General features: G+C 44.8%; 19 protein-coding genes. 15 read left to right on the forward strand and 4 right to left on the reverse strand.

The features are described from left to right. Nucleotides 1-148: 148 nt before the first annotated feature. Nucleotides 149-1,054 (reverse strand): DMT family transporter, encoded by a 906-nt coding sequence (locus R7D93_RS17755; protein WP_225496993.1) that lies wholly within the window; start codon nucleotides 1,052-1,054, stop codon nucleotides 149-151. 168 nt (nucleotides 1,055-1,222) lie between these two features. On the opposite strand from R7D93_RS17755, the gene rmuC reads away from it, so the two are divergent. From rmuC to tatC, 7 genes are all read left to right on the forward strand, one after another. Continuing rightward, nucleotides 1,223-2,755 carry a DNA recombination protein RmuC gene (gene rmuC, locus R7D93_RS17760; protein ID WP_033905890.1) on the forward strand — a complete coding sequence of 511 codons (1,533 nt, stop codon included), beginning with the start codon at nucleotides 1,223-1,225 and terminating at the stop codon, nucleotides 2,753-2,755. A gap of 77 nt (nucleotides 2,756-2,832) precedes the next feature. Continuing rightward, nucleotides 2,833-3,612: a bifunctional demethylmenaquinone methyltransferase/2-methoxy-6-polyprenyl-1,4-benzoquinol methylase UbiE gene (gene ubiE / locus R7D93_RS17765; protein ID WP_005379210.1), complete on the forward strand. Its 780-nt coding sequence runs from the start codon at nucleotides 2,833-2,835 to the stop codon at nucleotides 3,610-3,612. Between the two features lie 11 nt (nucleotides 3,613-3,623). After that, the gene (locus R7D93_RS17770; protein ID WP_005379213.1) at nucleotides 3,624-4,259 is read left to right on the forward strand and encodes an SCP2 domain-containing protein; all 636 of its coding nucleotides are present in this window, start codon (nucleotides 3,624-3,626) and stop codon (nucleotides 4,257-4,259) included. Then, nucleotides 4,256-5,890, forward strand: coding sequence for a ubiquinone biosynthesis regulatory protein kinase UbiB (gene ubiB / locus R7D93_RS17775; RefSeq protein ID WP_005379226.1), 1,635 nt, complete (start codon nucleotides 4,256-4,258; stop codon nucleotides 5,888-5,890). The genes R7D93_RS17770 and ubiB overlap by 4 nt, the downstream gene beginning before the upstream one ends. 52 nt (nucleotides 5,891-5,942) lie before the next feature. Next, nucleotides 5,943-6,188: a Sec-independent protein translocase subunit TatA gene (tatA, locus tag R7D93_RS17780; RefSeq protein WP_005382958.1), complete on the forward strand. Its 246-nt coding sequence runs from the start codon at nucleotides 5,943-5,945 to the stop codon at nucleotides 6,186-6,188. Between the two features lie 3 nt (nucleotides 6,189-6,191). Continuing rightward, nucleotides 6,192-6,590 carry a Sec-independent protein translocase protein TatB gene (gene tatB, locus R7D93_RS17785; RefSeq protein ID WP_033905892.1) on the forward strand — a complete coding sequence of 133 codons (399 nt, stop codon included), beginning with the start codon at nucleotides 6,192-6,194 and terminating at the stop codon, nucleotides 6,588-6,590. Nucleotides 6,591-6,658: 68 nt separating this feature from the next. Next, a complete protein-coding gene (tatC, locus tag R7D93_RS17790) occupies nucleotides 6,659-7,411 on the forward strand; it encodes a twin-arginine translocase subunit TatC (protein WP_005379234.1) in 753 nt (250 codons plus the stop codon). A gap of 460 nt (nucleotides 7,412-7,871) precedes the next feature. Here tatC and R7D93_RS17795 read toward each other — a convergent pair whose 3' ends face one another. Beyond that, a complete protein-coding gene (locus R7D93_RS17795; protein WP_115385649.1) occupies nucleotides 7,872-8,633 on the reverse strand; it encodes a TatD family hydrolase in 762 nt (253 codons plus the stop codon). Nucleotides 8,634-8,817: 184 nt separating this feature from the next. On the opposite strand from R7D93_RS17795, the gene hemB reads away from it, so the two are divergent. From hemB to polA, 3 genes are all read left to right on the forward strand, one after another. Further along, nucleotides 8,818-9,879: a porphobilinogen synthase gene (hemB, locus tag R7D93_RS17800; protein ID WP_031777176.1), complete on the forward strand. Its 1,062-nt coding sequence runs from the start codon at nucleotides 8,818-8,820 to the stop codon at nucleotides 9,877-9,879. A 127-nt stretch (nucleotides 9,880-10,006) separates the two neighbouring features. After that, nucleotides 10,007-10,441, forward strand: coding sequence for a GNAT family N-acetyltransferase (locus tag R7D93_RS17805; protein WP_005379245.1), 435 nt, complete (start codon nucleotides 10,007-10,009; stop codon nucleotides 10,439-10,441). A 619-nt stretch (nucleotides 10,442-11,060) separates the two neighbouring features. After that, the gene (gene polA, locus R7D93_RS17810) at nucleotides 11,061-13,847 is read left to right on the forward strand and encodes a DNA polymerase I (protein ID WP_225477623.1); all 2,787 of its coding nucleotides are present in this window, start codon (nucleotides 11,061-11,063) and stop codon (nucleotides 13,845-13,847) included. A gap of 747 nt (nucleotides 13,848-14,594) precedes the next feature. On the opposite strand, the gene yihA is transcribed toward polA, so the two are convergent. Beyond that, a complete protein-coding gene (gene yihA, locus R7D93_RS17815; RefSeq protein ID WP_017635019.1) occupies nucleotides 14,595-15,254 on the reverse strand; it encodes a ribosome biogenesis GTP-binding protein YihA/YsxC in 660 nt (219 codons plus the stop codon). A 159-nt stretch (nucleotides 15,255-15,413) separates the two neighbouring features. Here yihA and R7D93_RS17820 point away from each other — a divergent pair, with 159 nt between their 5' ends. The 5 genes from R7D93_RS17820 (at nucleotide 15,414) to hemN (ending at nucleotide 20,122) form a co-directional block, all read left to right on the forward strand. After that, nucleotides 15,414-16,031, forward strand: coding sequence for a c-type cytochrome (locus tag R7D93_RS17820; protein WP_005379248.1), 618 nt, complete (start codon nucleotides 15,414-15,416; stop codon nucleotides 16,029-16,031). A gap of 838 nt (nucleotides 16,032-16,869) precedes the next feature. After that, on the forward strand, nucleotides 16,870-17,508 hold the full coding sequence (locus R7D93_RS17825) for a class I SAM-dependent methyltransferase (RefSeq protein WP_005379250.1): 639 nt from the start codon (nucleotides 16,870-16,872) through the stop codon (nucleotides 17,506-17,508). Beyond that, on the forward strand, nucleotides 17,508-18,050 hold the full coding sequence (gene yihI / locus R7D93_RS17830; protein ID WP_005379252.1) for a Der GTPase-activating protein YihI: 543 nt from the start codon (nucleotides 17,508-17,510) through the stop codon (nucleotides 18,048-18,050). Before R7D93_RS17825 ends, yihI begins: the two co-directional genes overlap by 1 nt. Nucleotides 18,051-18,057: 7 nt before the next feature. Continuing rightward, nucleotides 18,058-18,546, forward strand: coding sequence for a DUF2489 domain-containing protein (locus R7D93_RS17835; protein WP_005379254.1), 489 nt, complete (start codon nucleotides 18,058-18,060; stop codon nucleotides 18,544-18,546). Nucleotides 18,547-18,730: 184 nt separating this feature from the next. Continuing rightward, on the forward strand, nucleotides 18,731-20,122 hold the full coding sequence (gene hemN, locus R7D93_RS17840) for an oxygen-independent coproporphyrinogen III oxidase (protein ID WP_017635016.1): 1,392 nt from the start codon (nucleotides 18,731-18,733) through the stop codon (nucleotides 20,120-20,122). A 69-nt stretch (nucleotides 20,123-20,191) separates the two neighbouring features. Here the strand turns inward: hemN and add are convergent, their stop codons facing one another. Then, nucleotides 20,192-21,196: an adenosine deaminase gene (gene add / locus R7D93_RS17845; protein ID WP_005382965.1), complete on the reverse strand. Its 1,005-nt coding sequence runs from the start codon at nucleotides 21,194-21,196 to the stop codon at nucleotides 20,192-20,194.

A 21,196-nucleotide genomic window follows, 5' to 3' on the forward strand; every position in this document is an offset into this window, starting at 1 on the left:
CTAGCGTAAGCTATTGGGCTTTGTGAGTATCGTATCCAACGCGTAGCTAAATCCTAGCAGCGTAAAGTGCTTTCTATCATTAAAATGTTATCTATATCTCTTTTTTATCCAACTTATTGCATCGTTTTTTAGGGCTTTTGATAGGTGATTAAGAAGCGTTTACCGCTTTGGTTTTCTTGCCCCATGAGACTTGCTGAATGACTAAGCCACTGATGATCAATACCAGGCCAATCAAGGTTGAAGGATGAATTTCTTCGCCGATGATGGTAGCTAACAACATGAGTGAGATAAATGGAGAAGCAAAGATCAGATTACTGATACGCGCGGTGTTTTGCGTTGATTTGAGTGCGCTCAGCCACAAAACGAAAGTGATCCCCATTTCAAACAGTCCGACATACGTCACCGCTGCCCAGCCTTTAATTGAGATTGCCTGCCAGCTCGCACCTTCATAAAGACTTAAACCAATGGCGAATGGAATAGCGACCAAAAAGCCGAGCAGAACGCCAACCACAGGGTCCGCCTTATTTTTGGTATTTAAAATCCAGTAACCGGCCCACAGCAGTGTTGATAGCAGCGCAAGACCAACACCCAACGGGCTCTCAAATTCCATGCCTAAAAGATTGCCTTGTGTGGCAATCACTATCACGCCGACATAACTAAAACCGCAAGCCAGCCAGTCCTTACCACGGATCTTTTGTCCTAAGAAAACAGCGGCCATTAGCGTTAAGGTGATGGCCCAGCTGTAGTTGATCGCTTGAGCCTGAGATGCGGGCAGCAAGTCATATGCTTTGAACAGAATAACGTAATACGCCAAAGGGTTAATCAACCCAAGCAGTAGGTAATACCAAGGGTTTGAGAAAAATGTAGCGCTTAACTGGCCCAGTTTACATTGCACATCACAGATTACTGTTAGTGCAATCGCAGAGACGATGCTGGCAATGCATAGCATTTGAATCGGCGTAAATTCTGCCAGCGTGAGTTTAAATGCGGTTGCAACGGTAGACCAAAGTAATACTGCTGAGAGCCCAAATCCTAGGGCGCGACGCTCGTTCATGATGCCTCTGCGTGATGATGTGCCGCTCGGTTTGGATAATTTGAGCGGAAGAAAGAATATTATAGGAAGGCCTAGTGTATGCGAGGATTTTTCATCCAACAAACTGGACATTTATCCAGTGTCTAAATACCATTGTTATAGATACAAAACACAGGCTAACTCGCTATTATGCAATGGATTCTTGAGTACCAATCTCTCATTCTCTCTTCTCTTTGTGCTGCCACGCTTAGTGGTGTCGCTGCCGGTTGGTGGGTGAAACAGCGTTTTATCACCCAAACTCAGCTTCTCGAGCAACAACTTTTTTCAGAAAAACAGCTTCATCAACAGCAACTTGAACAGGTCAAGCAAAGCCTTGCCGATGCTCAGCAAGAGTTGGATGAATTAGATGATGAGCGCGATAAAGCCGCGTTTGAAGTACGCCAAACACATGGAAAGCTGATGGCAGCAATGGAAAAACTACGTTACTTCGAGGCTGTAAAGCAAGAGCGCCAGCAATACTTTGATGAGCTTGGCCAAATGCGTGAACACAAATCACGTCTAGAAACGCAGCTGCGTGAACAGCAAGCTCGCCATGAGCAAATTAACCAAGCTAATGCCGAAAAACTGCAAATTTTAGAACAAGCGGAAGCACGCTTGAAACAACAATTTGAGCACTTGGCCAATCAACTGTTTGAAGAAAAAACCGCGAAGGTCGATTTGCAAAACCGTCAGAGTTTAGAAGGCTTGTTGTCACCGCTTAGAGAACAGTTAGAAGGGTTCAAAAAGCACGTTAATGACAGCTTTAGTCAAGAAGCTAAAGAGCGCCATACCTTAGTGCATGAGCTGAAAAACCTGCAACGTTTGAACGAGCAAATGACGCGCGAAGCGGTTAATTTGACCCAAGCGTTGAAAGGGGACAACAAACAGCAAGGTAACTGGGGCGAAGTGGTGCTCGCTAGGGTACTTGCCGAATCTGGCTTGCGTGAAGGGCACGAATATCAGACTCAGGTGAACTTACAAAATGAAGCAGGTAAGCGTTACCAACCTGATGTCATTGTGCATCTCCCACAAAACAAACAAGTGGTTGTGGATTCTAAAATGGCGCTGGTTGCCTATGAGCGCTACTTCAACGCCGAAACTGATGCTGAGCGCGATCAGGCTTTGAATGCGCACTTAGCTGCTCTACGTGCACATATCAAAGGGTTAAGCATGAAGGACTACCACAAACTCAAAGGTATTCAGAGTTTGGACTATGTTCTGATGTTTATCCCGGTTGAGCCGGCGTTCCAAGTCGCGATTCAAGCCGATCCGAGCTTGATTAAAGACGCGATGGAGCAAAACATCATTTTGGTGAGCCCAACAACGTTGCTGGTGGCATTGCGCACCATTGATAATCTATGGCGCAATGAACGCCAAAATGAAAACGCCAAAATGATTGCGCAGCGTGCGACAAAACTCTACGACAAATTACGATTGTTTGTAGACGACATGGAGGGGCTCGGCGGTGCGCTGGATAAGGCGAATCAAAGCTATCAAGGTGCGATGAACAAGCTTGCCACAGGGCGCGGAAATGTGATTCGCCAAGCCGAAAGCTTTAAACACTTGGGAGTTGAAATTAAACGACCGATTTCTTCCGACCTCGCGCAGTTAGCGCAGAGTGATGCATTTTCAGAAAATGACCCGTTAGTAGAAAGACATCCGGCTGAGGATAAAGTAAACTAATCGCCCGCAGTGCAGTGGGCGATTTTATTTGTCAACAAACGCCCCGTAGAGGAAAGCGCTGCCTAAGAGGAATTAGAATGACGGACACAAGTTTGCAATCCAATACAGCGTTAGAGAATGAAACCACTCACTTTGGTTTCTCTACAGTGGCAAAAGACGAAAAAGTGACTAAGGTTGCCGAAGTATTCCACTCCGTGGCAACAAAATACGACATCATGAATGACCTGATGTCTGGTGGTATTCACCGCCTTTGGAAGCGCTTCACTATCGATTGTAGTGGTGCTCGCCCTGGCCAACGTATTCTTGACCTAGGTGGTGGTACGGGTGATTTGACGGCGAAATTCTCGCGCATTGTTGGCGATGAAGGCCATGTCATCCTTGCCGATATCAATAACTCAATGCTTAACGTTGGTCGCGATAAACTGCGTGACAACGGTATTGTGGGTAACGTGCATTATGTTCAAGCCAACGCAGAAGAACTGCCGTTCCCTGATGATTATTTTGATGTTATCACCATCAGTTTTTGTTTGCGTAATGTGACAGACAAAGACAAAGCGCTTCGTTCAATGTTCCGCGTACTGAAGCCTGGCGGCCGTCTATTGGTGTTGGAATTTTCAAAACCAGTGCTAGAGCCGTTATCTAAAGTATACGACGCATATTCATTCCACTTGTTGCCGAGAATCGGTGAGCTAGTTGCGAATGACTCAGAGAGTTACCGCTACCTAGCGGAGTCAATCCGTATGCATCCAGACCAAGAAACGCTGGAAGGCATGATGCAAGACGCAGGTTTTGAAAACACCAAATACTACAACTTAACTGGTGGTATTGTGGCTTTGCATCGCGGTTATAAATTCTAAGGGTTAACGGCATGCCATTTGAACCACTTATCACCGCTGTGATTGAAACGTCACTGAATACACTGATCAAAGACGACCCTGCATTGGGCCGTCGTTTAGCGCGTCTAAAAGGTCAAGTTATTCAAGTTCACCTGAAAGAGATCAATAAAACACTGACATTCGTTTTTAGTCAGCAAATTGATGTGCTTGGTCATTACGAAGGGCAGCCTAACTGCTATCTATCGCTCAACTTGAGTGTGTTACCAGAGCTGCGCGATCAGGCCAACATCACTCGTCTTATTAAACAAGATAAACTTGAACTCGAAGGCGATATTCAATTGGCGCAGAAATTCTCTCAGTTGATGGTGGATTGCAAACCAGATGTTGAAGAGTGGTTGTCTCGCGTGACTGGCGATGTCGCCGCACATACCTTTGTGCAAGGTTCAAAAAACATCGGCAACTTTCTTGCGTCTCAAGCAGAAAAACACCAACGTCATCTTGCGCAAGTAGTGACTGAAGAATGGAAACTGGCTCCCGCTCCGTTAGAAGTGGCCTATTTCTGCGACCAAGTTGATGAGGTTCGCAGCCAGGCTTCTCGCATTGAAGCTCGTTTAACGGCTTTGCTGAATAAGCTGGATGCAGATAAGCCTGCATTGGAGAAACCATGACGCCAGCAGAACTAAAGCGCTTATACCACATCGCCAAAGTACAACTGGAATACGGCTTAGATGAGCTGCTTCCCGATCACCAACTGACCAAAGCGCCGCTTTTACTGCGCAAAAGCTTGTTTTGGATTAAGAACAAGCACCCAGAAAAACCACTCGGTGAACGTCTGCGTTTAGCACTGCAAGAGCTGGGGCCGGTTTGGATTAAGTTCGGTCAGATGATGTCGACGCGCCGTGACTTATTTCCTCCGCATATCGCTGATCCCCTAGCTTTACTTCAAGACCAAGTCGCGCCTTTTGATGGCGAGTTGGCAAAAAAGCAGATGGAGCAAGCATTAGGTGGTCCGTTAGAAAAATGGTTTACCGAGTTTGATATCAAACCACTGGCGTCTGCGTCGATTGCTCAGGTACATACTGCGCGCATAAAAGACACTAACCAAGAAGTGGTATTAAAGGTTATCCGCCCAGATATTCGCCCAGTCATTGATTCAGATCTAAAACTGATGCACCGAATGGCGCGTATAGTCGCCGGAGCGATGCCTGAAGCACGTCGTTTAAAACCAGTTGAAGTCGTGCGTGAGTACGAGAAAACCCTGCTTGATGAACTCGACTTGCGACGTGAGGCGGCGAATGCCATTCAGTTGCGCCGCAACTTTGAGGGCAGCGAAGAATTGTATGTTCCTGAAGTTTTTCCCGACTTCAGTAATGAAACTGTCATGGTTTCTGAGCGAATATATGGCATTCAAGTCTCTGATATTGAAGGCTTGAAAGCAAATGGCACCAATATGAAATTGCTCGCGGAACGCGGTGTGAGTGTGTTCTTCACTCAGGTGTTCCGAGACAGCTTTTTCCATGCCGATATGCATCCGGGTAATGTGTTCGTCAAACCCGAACATCCAGAGAACCCAATGTGGATAGGGCTAGATTGCGGAATCGTTGGTACACTTAATAGCGAAGACAAGCGTTATCTGGCGGAAAACTTCCTGGCGTTTTTCAATCGTGACTACCGCCGAGTGGCTGAGTTACATGTGGATTCAGGGTGGGTGCCTGCGGATACCAATGTCGATGAGTTTGAGTTCGCGATTCGCATTGTGTGTGAGCCTATTTTTGCTAAGCCATTGTGCGAAATCTCCTTTGGTCATGTGTTGTTGAATTTGTTCAACACGGCACGTCGATTCAATATGGAGGTTCAGCCACAACTTGTACTGTTGCAAAAAACGCTGTTGTACGTGGAAGGGCTTGGTAGGCAGCTATATCCTCAACTTGATTTGTGGGAGACCGCAAAACCATTCCTGGAAGAATGGATGATGAATCAAGTTGGGCCGCAAGCTCTAGTGAATGCGATTAAAGACCGCGCACCATTTTGGGCAGAGAAATTACCTGAACTGCCAGAGCTACTTTACGATAGCCTGAAACAAGGTAAAGCGATGAATCAACGTATGGATCAGCTTTATCAAGGGTATCGCCAGAGCAAGCGCCAGCAGGCGACAGGAAAGTTTTTGTTTGGCGTTGGCGCGACTTTAGTCGTATGCTCGGCAATATTGGTGAACGATGCTTTTGAGCAGCTTTCGTTGGCCTGCGGTATCGCAGGTGTCACATTTTGGCTGCTTAGTTGGCGAGCTTATCGTCAATAGACGTTAAACTCTTGAAATATTTTTGTTTGTTTAAAGACCCGAGGTAAAGAGAATGGGTGGTATCAGTGTTTGGCAACTTCTAATCATTGCTGTAATTGTTGTATTGCTATTCGGAACAAAGAAACTACGCGGTATCGGTGGCGATCTGGGTGGTGCCGTTAAGGGCTTCAAAAAAGCGATGAGCGAAGATGAACCTGCGAAAAATGACAAAGACGCAGACTTCGAACCAAAAAGTCTAGAAGAGCAGCAGAAAAAAGAAGCTGCTCCTGAAACGAAAAAAGACAAAGAGCAGGCGTAAAACGTGTTTGATATCGGTTTTTGGGAACTGGTATTAATATCTGTTGTTGGTCTGGTCGTTCTTGGGCCGGAGCGTTTGCCTCATGCTATTCGCAGCGTGTCTCGCTTTATCGGTGCCGCTAAGAGTATGGCAAATAGCGTCAAAGACGAATTGTCACACGAGCTGAAAGTCCAAGAGCTGCAAGAAAACTTGCGCAAAGCAGAACAAATGGGGATGGATGATTTGTCCCCTGAGTTGAAATCTTCAGTTGAAGAGTTGAAGAAGGCAGCGCAATCTGTAAATCGTCCTTACGCAAAGAACACCGATTCAGAGGCTGAGCCTGTAAAAACAGAGCCAGCAGCAGAAAAGGTAGAGAAAGCGCAAGAGAGCAAGGTTACAGCGGCAGATAAGAAAGCCGAATAGTCTCATTAGGAGGAGCTACTAGTGATTGGTAGCTCCTTTTTGATCTGGTTTTTAATAAGAGGTTTGCCATGTCTACCGTCGAGCAGACACAACCTTTAATTAGTCATTTGTTGGAGCTTCGCAACCGACTACTGCGCTCAATCCTCGCAGTGTTGGTCGTGTTTGTCGGACTAATTTATTTCTCTAACCACATTTACGAGTTTGTTTCCGCACCTTTAGTAGAACGTCTACCTGAAGGCGCGACCATGATTGCTACGGATGTAGCGTCACCTTTTTTTACGCCACTTAAGCTGACGTTAATTGCTTCGGTATTTATTGCGGTGCCGTTTATCTTGTATCAAGTGTGGGCATTTGTAGCGCCAGGTTTGTACAAGCATGAACGTCGATTGATCATGCCACTGCTGTTCTCTAGTTCGCTATTGTTCTACTGTGGAGTGGCATTTGCCTACTTCGTGGTATTTCCATTGGTGTTTGGCTTCTTTACCGCCATCTCTCTTGGTGGAGTAGAGTTTGCAACTGATATCTCGAGTTATCTCGACTTTGTGCTGGCGCTATTTATGGCGTTTGGTATCGCATTCGAGGTGCCTGTTGCGATTATTTTGTTGTGTTGGACTGGGGCCACTACACCAGAAGATTTAAGACAGAAACGTCCTTATATTATAGTGGCTGCGTTTGTCGTAGGTATGGTGTTAACGCCACCAGACATGATCTCGCAAACCTTACTCGCTATTCCGATGTGTTTACTGTTTGAAGTCGGTTTGTTCTTCGCGCGTTTTTATACTCGTCGAAGCGAAGAAGTAGAAGCGGAAACCGAAGAATAAGGCTAATCTAGATGTGAAAAGCGGCTCAATTGAGCCGCTTTTTTTTGCGGTTGGTTTTTTCTTGGGCTAATTACTTAACTTTCATGACGTAACCACATTTTGTGCATACGTATACTTCCTTGATGCCCAGCAGCTTTTGAAAAAAACTGCGCGGTACGCGTTGTAAGTAAGCACCATGTGTACACACTTCAACTTCCATATTCATGCTGTTTTACATTTGTGCTAATTAATGGGCGTAAATCAGTATAGAAAAATAATGTGTCGAGTTGTCGACAGTTTTGCAAAGCGGACGAAGTAAAGTGACGATATGAGAAGTAAGTAGAGTTGCTAGTTAATTATTATGTTTATCAATAATTTTGTATGGATTGTTCTACTATTTCAACGGGTTGAATCGTCCATTCAATAGTTTAGGTGATAAAAAAGCGACGTTGATTTCGTCGCTTTTTTCAATTCTCGTGAACTAAATATTAAACAGCTTTTTGGCATTCTCAGTCGTTATGGCATCGATGGTTGCGATGTCGACATCACGCAAGTCGGCAACACGTTGTGCAACGAGAGAAGTGTAGGCTGGTTCATTACGTTTACCACGGTGTGGCACCGGCGCTAAATATGGACAGTCGGTTTCTAAAATGACCCACTGCATATCCAAATGTGGAATGACTTTATCCATCCCGCCATTCTTAAAGGTTGATACGCCACCTAAGCCTAAGTGGAAGCCTAGCTCATTGATTGCTTGTGCTTCTTCTAAGCTGCCTCCAAAACAGTGGAATACACCACGCAGACGACCATCTTGCTCTTGTCGCAGCAAAGTGAGTGTTTCTTCAATCGAATCACGAGTGTGGATAACGACCGGTAAATCCATCTCTTTTGCCCAGTTAAGTTGAGCTACGAACGCCATTTCTTGCTCAGCACGATAGGTTTTATCCCAATATAGGTCGATACCAATTTCGCCCACCGCAATAAACTTGTGTTTCTCAAACCAACCGCGGATGATCTCCAACGTTTGTTCAACATTGCTGTCCACATAACAAGGGTGCAGCCCCATCATTGAGTGGCATACGTCAGGATATGCCGCTTCGGTTTTTAGCATGGGCTCAATTGAGTCCAGATCGATGTTTGGCAACAGGATTTTATTAATGCCTTGCGTTAAGGCGCGTTGTACTACTTCATCGCGGTCGTTATCAAATTCGCTGGCATAGATGTGCGCGTGGGTATCGATCATCGTTACTCTCTGTGCTTCATGGTTGGTTTCGTATTCGAAGTATACTTGAGTGTGAGTGCTGGGTCATTTTCAGTTTTTTTCATTACCTTTTTCCAGATTGTCACTCGCAACATGCATCAAGAGTGATATGATTTTGTTCACCAGATGATTTGATCATCATAACCGTCCAGACAAGGAGAAAATGGTGTCTGTATCAATTCAAGGTCCATTCCCTGCACGCCGTATGCGTCGTTTACGTAAGCACGATTTTAGTCGTCGTTTGATGGCTGAGAACCAACTTTCAGTTAATGATCTGATTTACCCAATGTTCATTCTTATGGGTAAAGATCGTCGTGAGAGCGTGGAGTCCATGCCGGGTGTAGAGCGTTTGTCGATTGATTTAATGCTAGAAGAAGCACAATACCTTGCAAATCTAGGCGTTCCAGCAATCGCGCTTTTCCCTGTCGTAAACCAAGACGCTAAAAGCTTATGTGCTACTGAAGCCTACAACCCAGAAGGTTTGGTTCAGCGAGCAGTACGAGCGCTTAAAGAACACATTCCTCAAATTGGTGTAATCACAGACGTGGCACTCGACCCATTCACGACACATGGCCAAGACGGCATCATCGATGAAGATGGCTACGTAATGAATGATGAAACCACAGAAGTATTGGTTAAGCAGGCTTTGTCTCATGCAGAAGCGGGTGCTGACGTAGTTGCGCCTTCAGACATGATGGATGGCCGAATTGGTAAGATCCGCGAAGCATTAGAAAACGCGGGCTACATTCATACTCAAATCATGGCTTACTCGGCTAAGTACGCATCGAACTACTACGGACCATTCCGTGATGCGGTTGGCTCTTCTTCAAATCTAAAAGGCGGCAACAAGAAAAACTACCAAATGGACCCAGCAAACATTGATGAAGCGATTCACGAAGTGGCGCTAGACATCAATGAAGGTGCGGACATGGTGATGGTTAAACCTGGTATGCCATACTTAGATGTAGTTCGCCGAGTAAAAACTGAACTTCAAGTACCGACATTTGCTTATCAAGTCTCTGGCGAGTACGCGATGCATAAAGCGGCGATCATGAATGGCTGGCTCAAAGAGCGTGAAATTGTGATGGAATCACTATTGTGCTTCAAACGTGCAGGTGCAGATGGCATCTTAACGTACTTTGCGAAAGACGTTGCTGAGTGGTTGGCAGAAGAGAATGCACAAACTGCTCAACACCTAAATCGTACTCCGGAAGCGACAGAAGAGTAATTATCGCTCAGTGAGAAATACCAGACCAACAAGAGTTGTTCGTCTGTATATACCCAAGTAACCTCAGGCGGATTACAACAGTAACAATCCAAGGTGCTTGGGTATTTTTATTTTGGAGAAGAGAACAATGACAATGCTGATTCGTGAAGGCACATTGGAAGAAGCACTTCAAGTTGTGGCGCGTGTTACCGAGTTTTCGAAAGGAGAAACGGTAGACTCCATGACTCAACGTTTAGAAGAGAAAAACAGTTTAATCCTCGTTGCAGAAAAAAATGGCACGATTGTCGGCTTCAAAATAGGTTACGAATTAGAGGATGGTGTTTTCTATAGCTGGTTAGGTGGTGTTGTCCCTGAAGCTCGAAATGAAGGCGTGGCACAACTGCTTTTGGAAGCTCAAGAGGATTGGGTGGCAGAACAAGGCTACAACACATTAAAAGTGAAATCTCGAAACCAGTTTCCGGCTATGCTTCGCTTGTTATTAAGAAATGGCTATATAATTGAAAAGTTTGAAGAAAAAGTAAATCTTCGAGAATCTCGAGTGCATTTCATTAAAGCAATGTGAAAATAAATGAGATTTTTTCTCATTTAACTGTTGACTACGAAATGAGAATCATTATTATTAAACCTGTCTTAGGGAATGAGGAAAGTTCACAAGGACGTTGAGTGACTTATTAACAGAAGTTAATTAACTGAAAGTTGAGAAGTGATGAAACATTTTTCCGAGAACTTGCACGAATTCTTTTTGACACGACATTGCTCACATTGCTTCCAGTGTAATTTATAGCTTCTTGGTTAAGCTGCTCTATTTACAGAATTTGCTTTACCACTTCTGCTAGGCGACCCCATTCGGGTCGCTTTTTTCTTTTCTACGATTTCTATTTGACGTCACTATTAATATCTTTTCCACATGCGATGATCATTTTAGGATCGTTGATCTTCTCGCCGTTATGCGAATTTGTTGTTATTAATCAATGGTTTGTGTTGGTGTTTTCTTGTGTTTTTTGTTATTGGATAACCAGTGGATAATTTCTATAAACAGAGTTATCCACAGGAGGTGGTGTTTTCGTGAATAAAGTCGGAAAAATTTACGCGACCTAGATCGAGCGAACAAGATAGATTCAGATCAGCAGTCATGGCATCCTAGGCAGATCTCTCAAGTACTGAATTGGATACAGACAATTATGGCAAGTATTCCTGAAAATCCGTTGATCCTTATCGACGGCTCTTCTTACCTATATCGCGCTTTTCACGCCTACCCGGGCACCATGAGCAATGGTGAAATTCCAACTAATGCCGTTTACGGCGTCGTGAACATGTTACGCAGCATGATGCGTCAGTTTGCGTCTGAGCGCATCGCGGTGGTTTTCGATGCAAAGGGAAAAACCTTTCGTGATGATATGTATGCAGAATACAAAGCGAATCGTCCGCCAATGCCGGATGACCTGCGTTGTCAAATTGAACCATTACACAATGTTATTCGTGCAATGGGTTTGCCGCTGATCTGTGTTCCTGGCGTCGAGGCGGATGACGTCATCGGTACGTTAGCATACCAAGCATCACAAAAGGGCATGCCTGTATTGATCAGTACTGGTGATAAAGACATGGCGCAGCTAGTGGATGATAACATTACCTTGATCAACACCATGACGAACGTCGTAATGGATCGTGAAGGTGTGGTTGAAAAGTTTGGCATTCCACCTGAGTTGATCATCGACTACTTAGCACTGATGGGCGATAAAGTAGATAACATTCCTGGTGTACCGGGTGTCGGTGATAAAACAGCGACCGCACTACTGCAAGGTATTGGTGGTCTGACGAAGTTGTATGAAAACCTCGATGATATTGCAGGGCTTGGTTTCCGTGGTTCTAAAACCATGGCGAAAAAGCTCATCGACAACAAAGAAAATGCCATGCTTTCGTATGAGCTCGCGACCATCAAATTGGATGTTGAGCTTGAGGAAACGCCAGAATCATTGCTGAAAGCGGAACCAAATAAAGACGAATTAGTGAAGCTGTATGGCCAACTGACGTTTAAATCTTGGTTGAATGAACTACTTGAAGGCGGTTCTGGATCTGTGGAGGCCGTAGAGCTTGCAGGATCTTCACAAGCTTCTTCTTCTCAAGCCGAGATGGAAACTTCTGCGGTAACAATCGATCGCAGCCAATATGAAACAATTCTGGATAAAGAAACCTTCAATGCTTGGCTAGATAAACTTCAAACGGCTGAGCTGTTTGCATTTGATACGGAGACCGATAACCTAGATTACATGCTAGCGAATCTAGTTGGTTTGTCATTCGCTGTCGATGAAGGTATTGCGGCTTATGTGCCAGTTGCACATGACTATTTAGATGCGCCTGAACAGCTTGATCGTGATTGGGTACTAGAACAGCTGAAGCCAATTCTTGAAGATGCAGCGAAAGCAAAAGTCGGTCAAAACTTAAAGTATGATGCGTCTGTACTCGCTCGTTACGACATTGAGCTAAAAGGTATTAAGCACGACACGATGTTGGAATCGTATATCTACAACAGTGTCGGCGGTAAACACGATATGGACAGCTTGGCGCTTCGCTTCCTACAGCACAGCTGCATTTCTTTTGAGCAAATTGCAGGTAAAGGCAAAAATCAGCTTACGTTTAACCAAATCAAACTGGAACAAGCATCGCCATACGCGGCAGAAGATGCGGATGTGACCCTTCGTCTGCACAATCGCTTGTTTGCTAATATCGAGCAGGATGAAAGCCTGAAGACAGTTTACGAAGAGATTGAAATGCCGTTGGTGCCAGTTCTTTCGCGCATTGAACGCACTGGGGTCTTTATCGATGAAATGAAGCTGAGTGCGCAGTCGGTCGAGATTACCGCTCGCCTTGATGAGCTTGAAAAGAAAGCGTACGAAATTGCAGAGCAAGAGTTTAACATGAACTCGCCAAAGCAATTACAAGCCATCCTATTTGAAAAAATGGGTTTACCGGTTGTGAAGAAAACGCCATCAGGCACACCATCGACGAATGAAGAAGTTCTGCAAGAACTCGCGCTAGACTACCCACTACCAAAACTGATTTTGGAATACCGTGGTTTGGCGAAGCTAAAATCAACTTACACCGACAAACTGCCGAAGATGATCAACCCATCAACGGGGCGCGTGCATACTTCTTACCACCAAGCAGTGACTGCAACGGGTCGTCTATCTTCTACTGATCCGAACTTACAGAACATTCCAATTCGTAACGAAGCTGGCCGTCGTATTCGTCAAGCGTTTGTCGCGCCATCAGGGCATAAAATCTTAGCGGTCGACTACTCGCAAATCGAACTTCGCATCATGGCGCACCTTTCTGGTGACCAAGCGTTATTGGATGCATTCCGTGATGGCAAAGATATCCACGCGGCAACCGCAGCAGAAATCATGGGTGTTTCTATTGAAGACGTTTCAAGTGAGCAACGTCGTCGTGCGAAAGCGGTTAATTTCGGTCTTATTTACGGCATGAGTGCGTTTGGTTTGGCGAAGCAATTAGGCATTCCTCGTGGTGAGGCTCAAGCGTACATGGATACATACTTTGAACGTTACCCAGGCGTGATGCAGTACATGGAAGACACACGCAGCACGGCAGCAGATAAAGGGTATGTTGAAACGATTTTTGGTCGACGTTTGCATTTACCAGAAATCAAATCACGCAACGGGATGCGTCGTAAAGCTGCTGAACGTGCGGCAATCAACGCACCAATGCAAGGTACGGCTGCGGACATCATTAAGAAAGCGATGCTGTTGGTTGATCAGTGGATTCAGGAAGAAGGCAATGGTCGTGTGAAGTTATTAATGCAAGTACACGATGAATTGGTCTTTGAAGTTGAAGAGTCATCATTGTCCGAAATTGAAAGTAAAGTACAGAAATTGATGGAATCTGCAGCAGAGCTAAAAGTACCGTTGGTTGCAGAAGCAGGTCACGGTGATAACTGGGATCAAGCTCATTAGTCACTTTTAGACCAAAATAACCAATTAATTATGAGCCAGCGCACAAACGCTGGCTTTTTTTTGAGATTAAAAAAGCTAGCGCAAAGTTAACTTTGATGTTGCTTAATAAAAATTTCATGAAAAAAAACTACAAAAATTCTTTGCAATTCTGACCAATTGTTGTACATTAATACTCGTAGGGTACAGAGGTAAGATGTTCTATCTTTCAGACCTTTTGTTTCACGTTATTGGATTGGGCTGATTCAGCCGCCCCAGTCAGTTTTTGACTGGGGCGTTTTTTATTGGGCGAAAGAAAATTATTCTTTTGGATCAGCAGCTTAAAGTTAGCCTTCAAAAACCTTCTTTTTTGACCTTTCTAAGTCACTGCAAAATCTCGATTTTTCCTTCAAATTTATTGCGTTATTCATCCTGTAAATTTACGCCAGTCACACTATTATTTTTTCTTGAAAGAAACTAAGTTACATCTTTTTGAAGATTTGCTTGGCTTAACTGTCTGAATTGTAACGCTATTGGGTGTTTTTGGAGTGAATGTTTGGTGATACACAGGAAACAAGAGCGCTTTTTAACCTATTGAAATCGAATCTCAGTTCAGCAATGCTTCGTCACATAACAATAATTACCAATTTTTCTCTCCCGTTATCCCTGCCAGGAAGGCGGGGATTTTTATTGCCTGTTATTTAGTTCAGATAAACAAAAGCCCCACCAAATGGCAGGGCCGTGTCGAAGAAATTTAACAAATATTGTTAATTATTCTTCATCGCTCGCTGGTATCTCTTGTTCGTCTTCTTCTATCAGGTGTGCTAGTGCTGGTGCAAACCAGGTATCCAGTTTTGCACGTAGCTGATCGACACCTAATCCTTTCAGTGAAGAGAACACATCAACAGAAACGTCACCACCGAAAGTTTCTACTTGCTTACGAACTTTCAGTAGAGTTTGTTTGCGTGCACCACTTTTTAGTTTATCTGCTTTGGTTAGCAAAACTTGCACAGGAATGTGGCTATCGATGGCCCAGAAAATCATTTGTTGGTCGAGATCTTTCATTGGATGACGAATGTCCATTAGAACCACTAAGCCTTTTAGGCACTCGCGTTTCTGTAGGTATTCACCCAAAGATTTCTGCCATTTGTTTTTCATCTCTACCGGTACTTGAGCAAAACCGTATCCAGGTAGATCGACAATGTGACAACCTTCTTCTACTTTGAAAAGGTTGATTAATTGCGTACGACCAGGTGTCTTTGATGTCTTGGCTAAGCTTTTTTGATTAGTTAGACGGTTAAGTGCACTCGATTTACCAGCGTTTGAGCGTCCTGCAAACGCAATTTCGACACCTTCGTCTTCCGGCAGGTGACGAATATCGGGTGCGCTGGTGATGAAATGCGTATTTTGGTAATGAATTTTTACGCTCACTGTTAACTCCATCTCGACTTTGTGTAGTCGATTGATTACTTTTTTGTGAAAATGTGTAAAATAACCGTGCTCGGCATAAGGTCGCCTATTGTACCATGAGTGTACGCGGTATGTTCACATTCCGTGGTACTGGAAGCTTGATAATTATAATGGAATGTCATGAAGAAATTAGCGCTAATTTTGAGTCTTTTAGCCAGTTGCTCAGTATGGGCCCAAGGTAATATTGAGGCTGGTAAAGCAAAATCACAAACCTGTGTCGCCTGTCACGGAGCAGATGGCAACAGTGCAATAACAACGTACCCGAAACTCGCAGGCCAACACGCTAAGTATCTTGAGAAGCAGTTAAAAGAACTTAAGCTAGGCATGACAAGTGGTGGTAAACAAGGTCGTTACGATCCTGTAATGAGTGGTATGGCAATGCCACTGAGCGATGAAGATATCGCAGACCTATCTGCTTACTACGCTTCGCTACCAGTTTCAGAAAACTCAACACCTGAAGATGTAGTAGCAAAAGGCAAAACGCTTTATACCGCTGGTGATGCCGAGCGTGGCCTAACCGCATGTATTGCATGTCATGGTCCTCGTGGCAATGGTACTGAGCTTTCAGGTTTCCCGAAAATTTCTGGTCAGCATGCTGACTACATCAAAGCTCAGCTAGAAAAATTCCGTGATGGCGACCGTGGTAATGATATGAATGCCATGATGCGCGACATCGCGAAGAAAATGACAGACGAAGATATCGAAGTGCTGTCTAAATACGTTGGCGGTCTGCACTAATATACCTAAATCGCTCAAGATCCTGCATCTTGAGCTGGTTGGGTAGATGTCCCTACATCGTTCGAGCAACTTGTACAAAAATGCCCTAGTGAATCCACTAGGGCATTTTTGTTCGTGACAGATATCACAGTCGAGTTTGGATACGAAAGCGATAGTTGGCTCGGCAGTTTGTGAGACATTTGCCATACTTGATGTTGGCTTTTTCTTGTTAATGTTTTTAAGTTTTTGATTAAATGATAATTTTGATTTTTTAGAAAAATAGGCGGATTATTTTTTCAATCCATTACTTGTGAGCATAACGGGATGGCGTAAAGTAGAAGTCGTTCACAGGGGGTGAATGTAAGGATTTAAGACCACGGTTTAGGTCTCCAAGGATGTAGCTCGGATGCTTGGTGATTTAGAAAGGGATTTAGATAGGTAGGGAGCCTATCAGATAAGGATGGTCATCTCGTCTGACGGTTAAGACAGTGAAACGGATCAGGCACAGGAAGTTGCTCAGTAGACAGGAAGTAAACGGATAGCCAAAACTCATCAGGAAGATGAAAAACAACTCTTTTTGGCAGGGAAAGCTCTAAAAACAAAGGGATCATTGGTGCACCAAATGTGTGCAACACAGTTTCGCCAATTGATGGCACTTAGAAAGCGACAGTCTGACTGTCGCTTTTTTTATATCCGTTGACTTGCTCAGTCGTAACTTGAATTGAGATTACTGCACTTATTTAGCTTTATAGGTTGTAAACAAAGTTTTTTAACAAAAATTGCTGAAAAAATACTCAACAACACTCCAATCCGAGTTCACTTTCTGGTATGTTTCGCATCCCTGTTTGAGGAAGTCAGCATGCATACCTGTCCTTTATGCCAAAATCAGCGCACTCACCATTATTTTGAAGATAAGCGTCGTGAATATCTTCAATGTGAGCAGTGCAGCTTGGTATTCGTAAATCCAGACCAACGTTTGGATGCGGAAAGCGAAAAAGCTCACTATGATTTGCATGAGAACAACCCCGATGATTTGGGTTACCGACGCTTTTTGTCGCGTATTGCTGACCCGATCACAGAGCGAATTTCTCCACAATCAAATGGTATCGACTTTGGTTGTGGTCCTGGCCCAACGCTCTCCTTGATGCTGGAAGAGGCGGGGCACAACATGGCGTTGTACGATCTCTATTACCACCCTGATACGTCGGTTTTAGAAAAAACGTACGACTTCATGACAGCAACAGAGGTGATAGAGCACCTCTACCACCCAGATTTGGTGTGGAAGCAATGGTTGAATTTAGTTAAGCCAGGGGGCTGGATAGGCCTGATGACGAAAATGGTCATCGACGTGGAGGCTTTCAAATCATGGCATTATAAGAACGATCTCACTCACGTAGTGTTCTTTAGTCGTGACACGTTCCAGTTCCTAGCAGAGCGGGATAAGCTCGAACTCGAATTTATTGGTAATGATGTAATTTTACTGAGGAAACCCCAGTAATGAGCCGTAGTAAAAAATCTAGAAAGCCGGGTGCCGCTGGTGCGCCTGAGTTTGTTGTAACTCGTAACCGTACAGAATCTGATGTGGAAGGCCGCTTACGCAAGCGTGCTAAAAAGCGTAAAGGTCTGAAAACGGGTAACCGTAACTCAGAAGTTAACGAGCAGAAAAAGCAAGCTGCTGCACAAAATCGCGACCCGCGCTTAGGCAGCAAAAAGAAAATACCTCTGATTGTTGAACCTGCGAAGAAAATGACGAAGCAAGAGCGTCGTTTGTCGGCAGAGCAAGAACTAGAGATGCTAGAAAATGACGCGCAATTGAACGTGTTGCTAGACCGTATTGAAGCGGGTGAAAACCTGGGCACAGGTCTACAGAAATTCGTCGATGAGAAACTCGATCGCATTGAGAAACTAATGGACCAACTAGGTTTGTTGGAACCTGAAGAAGAGGAAGACTTCACTGCACCTGCTGAGAAAAGCACGCGCAACGATGATGACTTGCTGGCAGATTTCGACGACATTAATTTCGACGACTATAAAGGATAATTAAGCTATGAATGTAACCTTATTAGCTATTGCTGGTGTTGTGATTATCATCGCACTCGCTTCTTATGCAGGTTACCTTCTGCTTCAATTGAAAAAGCAAAAGGAATTGCAGCTGAAGCATCAAAAATTGGCGATAGACAAACGTAACGCCAACATTTTTGAGAATGTGCATACCTTGTGTCAGGCGGGCATTCAAGGCCAGTGCGATTTATCTGAAATCAGTATCCGTGTGTATAACATCATGGATTATGTACAAGGTGAAGACCGCGTTGATTTCGATAAAACGTACCCTGCGATTTCTGAGCTTTACCACATCGTGAAAGATATGGCGCGTGGCGAAGAACGCCAACAACTTGCCAAGAAAGAGCGTATGCAACAGAACTTGACGCGTCATAAAGCGGAAAGCCGCCTCACTGATGCGATTATTGAGGAGCTCAAAGTGTTGCAGAAAAACGTCCAGCCACTGAATAATCAAATCAATATTCAGATGATTTAAGCGCGACCCCCAATAGTCTCCTTATGGCTAATGGGGGTATCGTGATCACGCTAGCACTTCTTTAGTTTTATACTTAAAAAGCCAGTCGGCGTTGCCACGCTTGTCATCGTCGTATGGCAAAATAGCGGCTCTGAATATCGGGTGACGGCTTTCGTTGCCCTAGCATTTAACGGAAAGTACCACCATGTCGAATCAACACACTGAATCGAAACAGCAAATCGTCTGGGATCAAGCGGTATTGGATAAGTACAACTATTCCGGGCCTCGTTATACGTCGTACCCAACGGCGCTGGAGTTTCATGAAGCGTTCACCATTTCTGATTATGATATGGCATGCACTCAATACCCAGAACGCCCATTATCGCTGTACGTACACATTCCGTTCTGTCACAAGCTTTGTTACTACTGTGGATGTAATAAAGTCATTACGCGCCACTCGCACAAAGCGGATGAATACCTCGACGTGCTTGAACACGAAATTCGTCAACGTGCTGCATTACTTGTTGGTCGCACCGTGACGCAATTGCATTTTGGTGGTGGTACACCGACGTTTCTCTCTGAAAAGCAAATCACGCGTGTAATGAGCCTGCTACGCCAAGAGTTTACTTTTAGCAGCGATGCTGAAATCAGTATCGAGGTTGACCCGCGTGAAATCGAGCTGACCATGCTGGATCATCTGCGTAGTGAAGGCTTCAATCGCTTGAGCATCGGTGTTCAGGACTTCAACAAAGAAGTGCAAAAACTGGTGAATCGTGAGCAAGATGAAGAGTTCATCGTTGCGATGGTTGCGCGCGCAAAAGAGTTAGGCTTTCGTTCGACGAACCTAGATTTGATTTACGGTTTACCGAAGCAGACCAAAGAATCTTTTGCCAAGACTCTAGAACAAGTGTTAGAGATGCAGCCGGGCCGTCTATCCGTGTTTAACTACGCGCACATGCCACAGCTATTTGCAGCGCAGCGTAAGATTAAAGACGAAGACCTGCCAAAAGCAGAAGAGAAGATGGCGATTCTGCAAGACACCATCGCGACACTGACTGGTGCTGGCTACCAATTTATCGGTATGGACCACTTTGCTTTGCCGGACGATGAACTTGCTGTTGCCCAGCGCGAAGGTATTTTGCATCGCAATTTCCAAGGCTACACCACACAAGGTGAATGTGACTTGGTTGGCTTTGGTGTTTCTGCAATCTCGATGATCGGCGATGCGTACGCGCAAAACCAGAAAGAGCTGAAGAAATACTACGCTCAAGTCAACGAACTTCGTCACGCTCTATGGAAAGGGGTCTCTCTGGACTCCGATGATTTGCTCCGTCGTGAAGTGATTAAGCAGCTGATTTGTAACTTCAAGTTAGACAAGAAAGCCATTGAGTCTGAGTTTAAAGTGAAGTTTGATCAGTACTTTAAAGAAGACTTACAGCTACTTCAGACCTTCATCAACGATGAGCTGGTGGAAGTGGATGACAATGAAATTCGTGTGACGCTGCGAGGTCGTTTGCTGATCCGTAATATTTGTATGAGCTTCGATAAGTACCTGCGAGCAAAGGCACGTCAGCAACAATTCTCTCGTGTTATTTAATCAGAGATACAGATTCAAGATATAAAAAATGCCAGCAGATGCTGGCATTTTTTTATGTTTTCGCTGGATTTAAGCGCGATCTTTTACTTTTTCTCTCAGTTCCGATTTTTCTGCTTCTGAAAGGAACGCAATCTCAAGGCCATTGATTTGCGCTTGGCGAATCTGGTCTTGGCTCAGGCCAGCGGCTGGTGCCGCTACTTCGTATTCGTATGGCAGTTCGATGCCTTCAACCGCTGGATCGTCAGTGTTCAAACACGCAAGAACGCCATGCTCTAGGAACTGCTTGAGAGGGTGGTTTTCTAGCGTTTCTACCGTACTTGTTTGGTAGTTTGACGTCAGGCAAGATTCAATACCAATGCGGTTTTCTGCTAGGTAATCCATCAGTTTTGGATCGTGAATCGCTTTTACGCCGTGACCGATACGAGTTGCGCCCAGCTCATTGATTGCTTGCCACATGCTCTCTGCACCTGCTGCTTCACCAGCATGGACCGTTACCCCAAGGCCAGCATCGCGTACTTGCTTGAAGTGAGACACAAAGCGATCACCCGGTTGGCCTAGCTCGTCACCCGCAAGGTCGACGGCAACGATGTGATCTTTCTGGCTCAGAATGCCGTCCAGTTCTTGTTGACATGCGTCAGTGCCAAATGTACGACTCATGATACCGATCAGGTTGGCTTTCACGCCAAAATCGCGCATACCCGCTTGCACACCGTCCACGACGGCTTCAACAACCCCCGCTACTGGTAGTTTGTGTTTCATCGCCATGTAGTAAGGAGAGAAACGCAGCTCTGCGTAATCGATTTGTGCGTTTAGCGCGTCTTCTACGTTTTCGTACGCGACACGACGACACGCATCTAGATCGCCCAGTACAGCAACACCCCAGTCGAGCTTAGAAAGGAAAGCAACAAGAGAGGGTTCCGCTTCGACAATTTGAACGTGAGGAGTGAGAGACTCAATATCGTACGCTGGTAGGGCAATGCCAAACTTTTGGCCTAGCTCAAGAATCGTTTTAGTACGAATGTTACCGTCGAGGTGACGGTGCAAATCAGTAAGAGGAAGGTTCTTCGTTATCAT

This window comes from Vibrio sp. YT-15 (genome assembly GCF_033337445.1).
GTDB classification, from domain to species: domain Bacteria; phylum Pseudomonadota; class Gammaproteobacteria; order Enterobacterales; family Vibrionaceae; genus Vibrio; species Vibrio alginolyticus.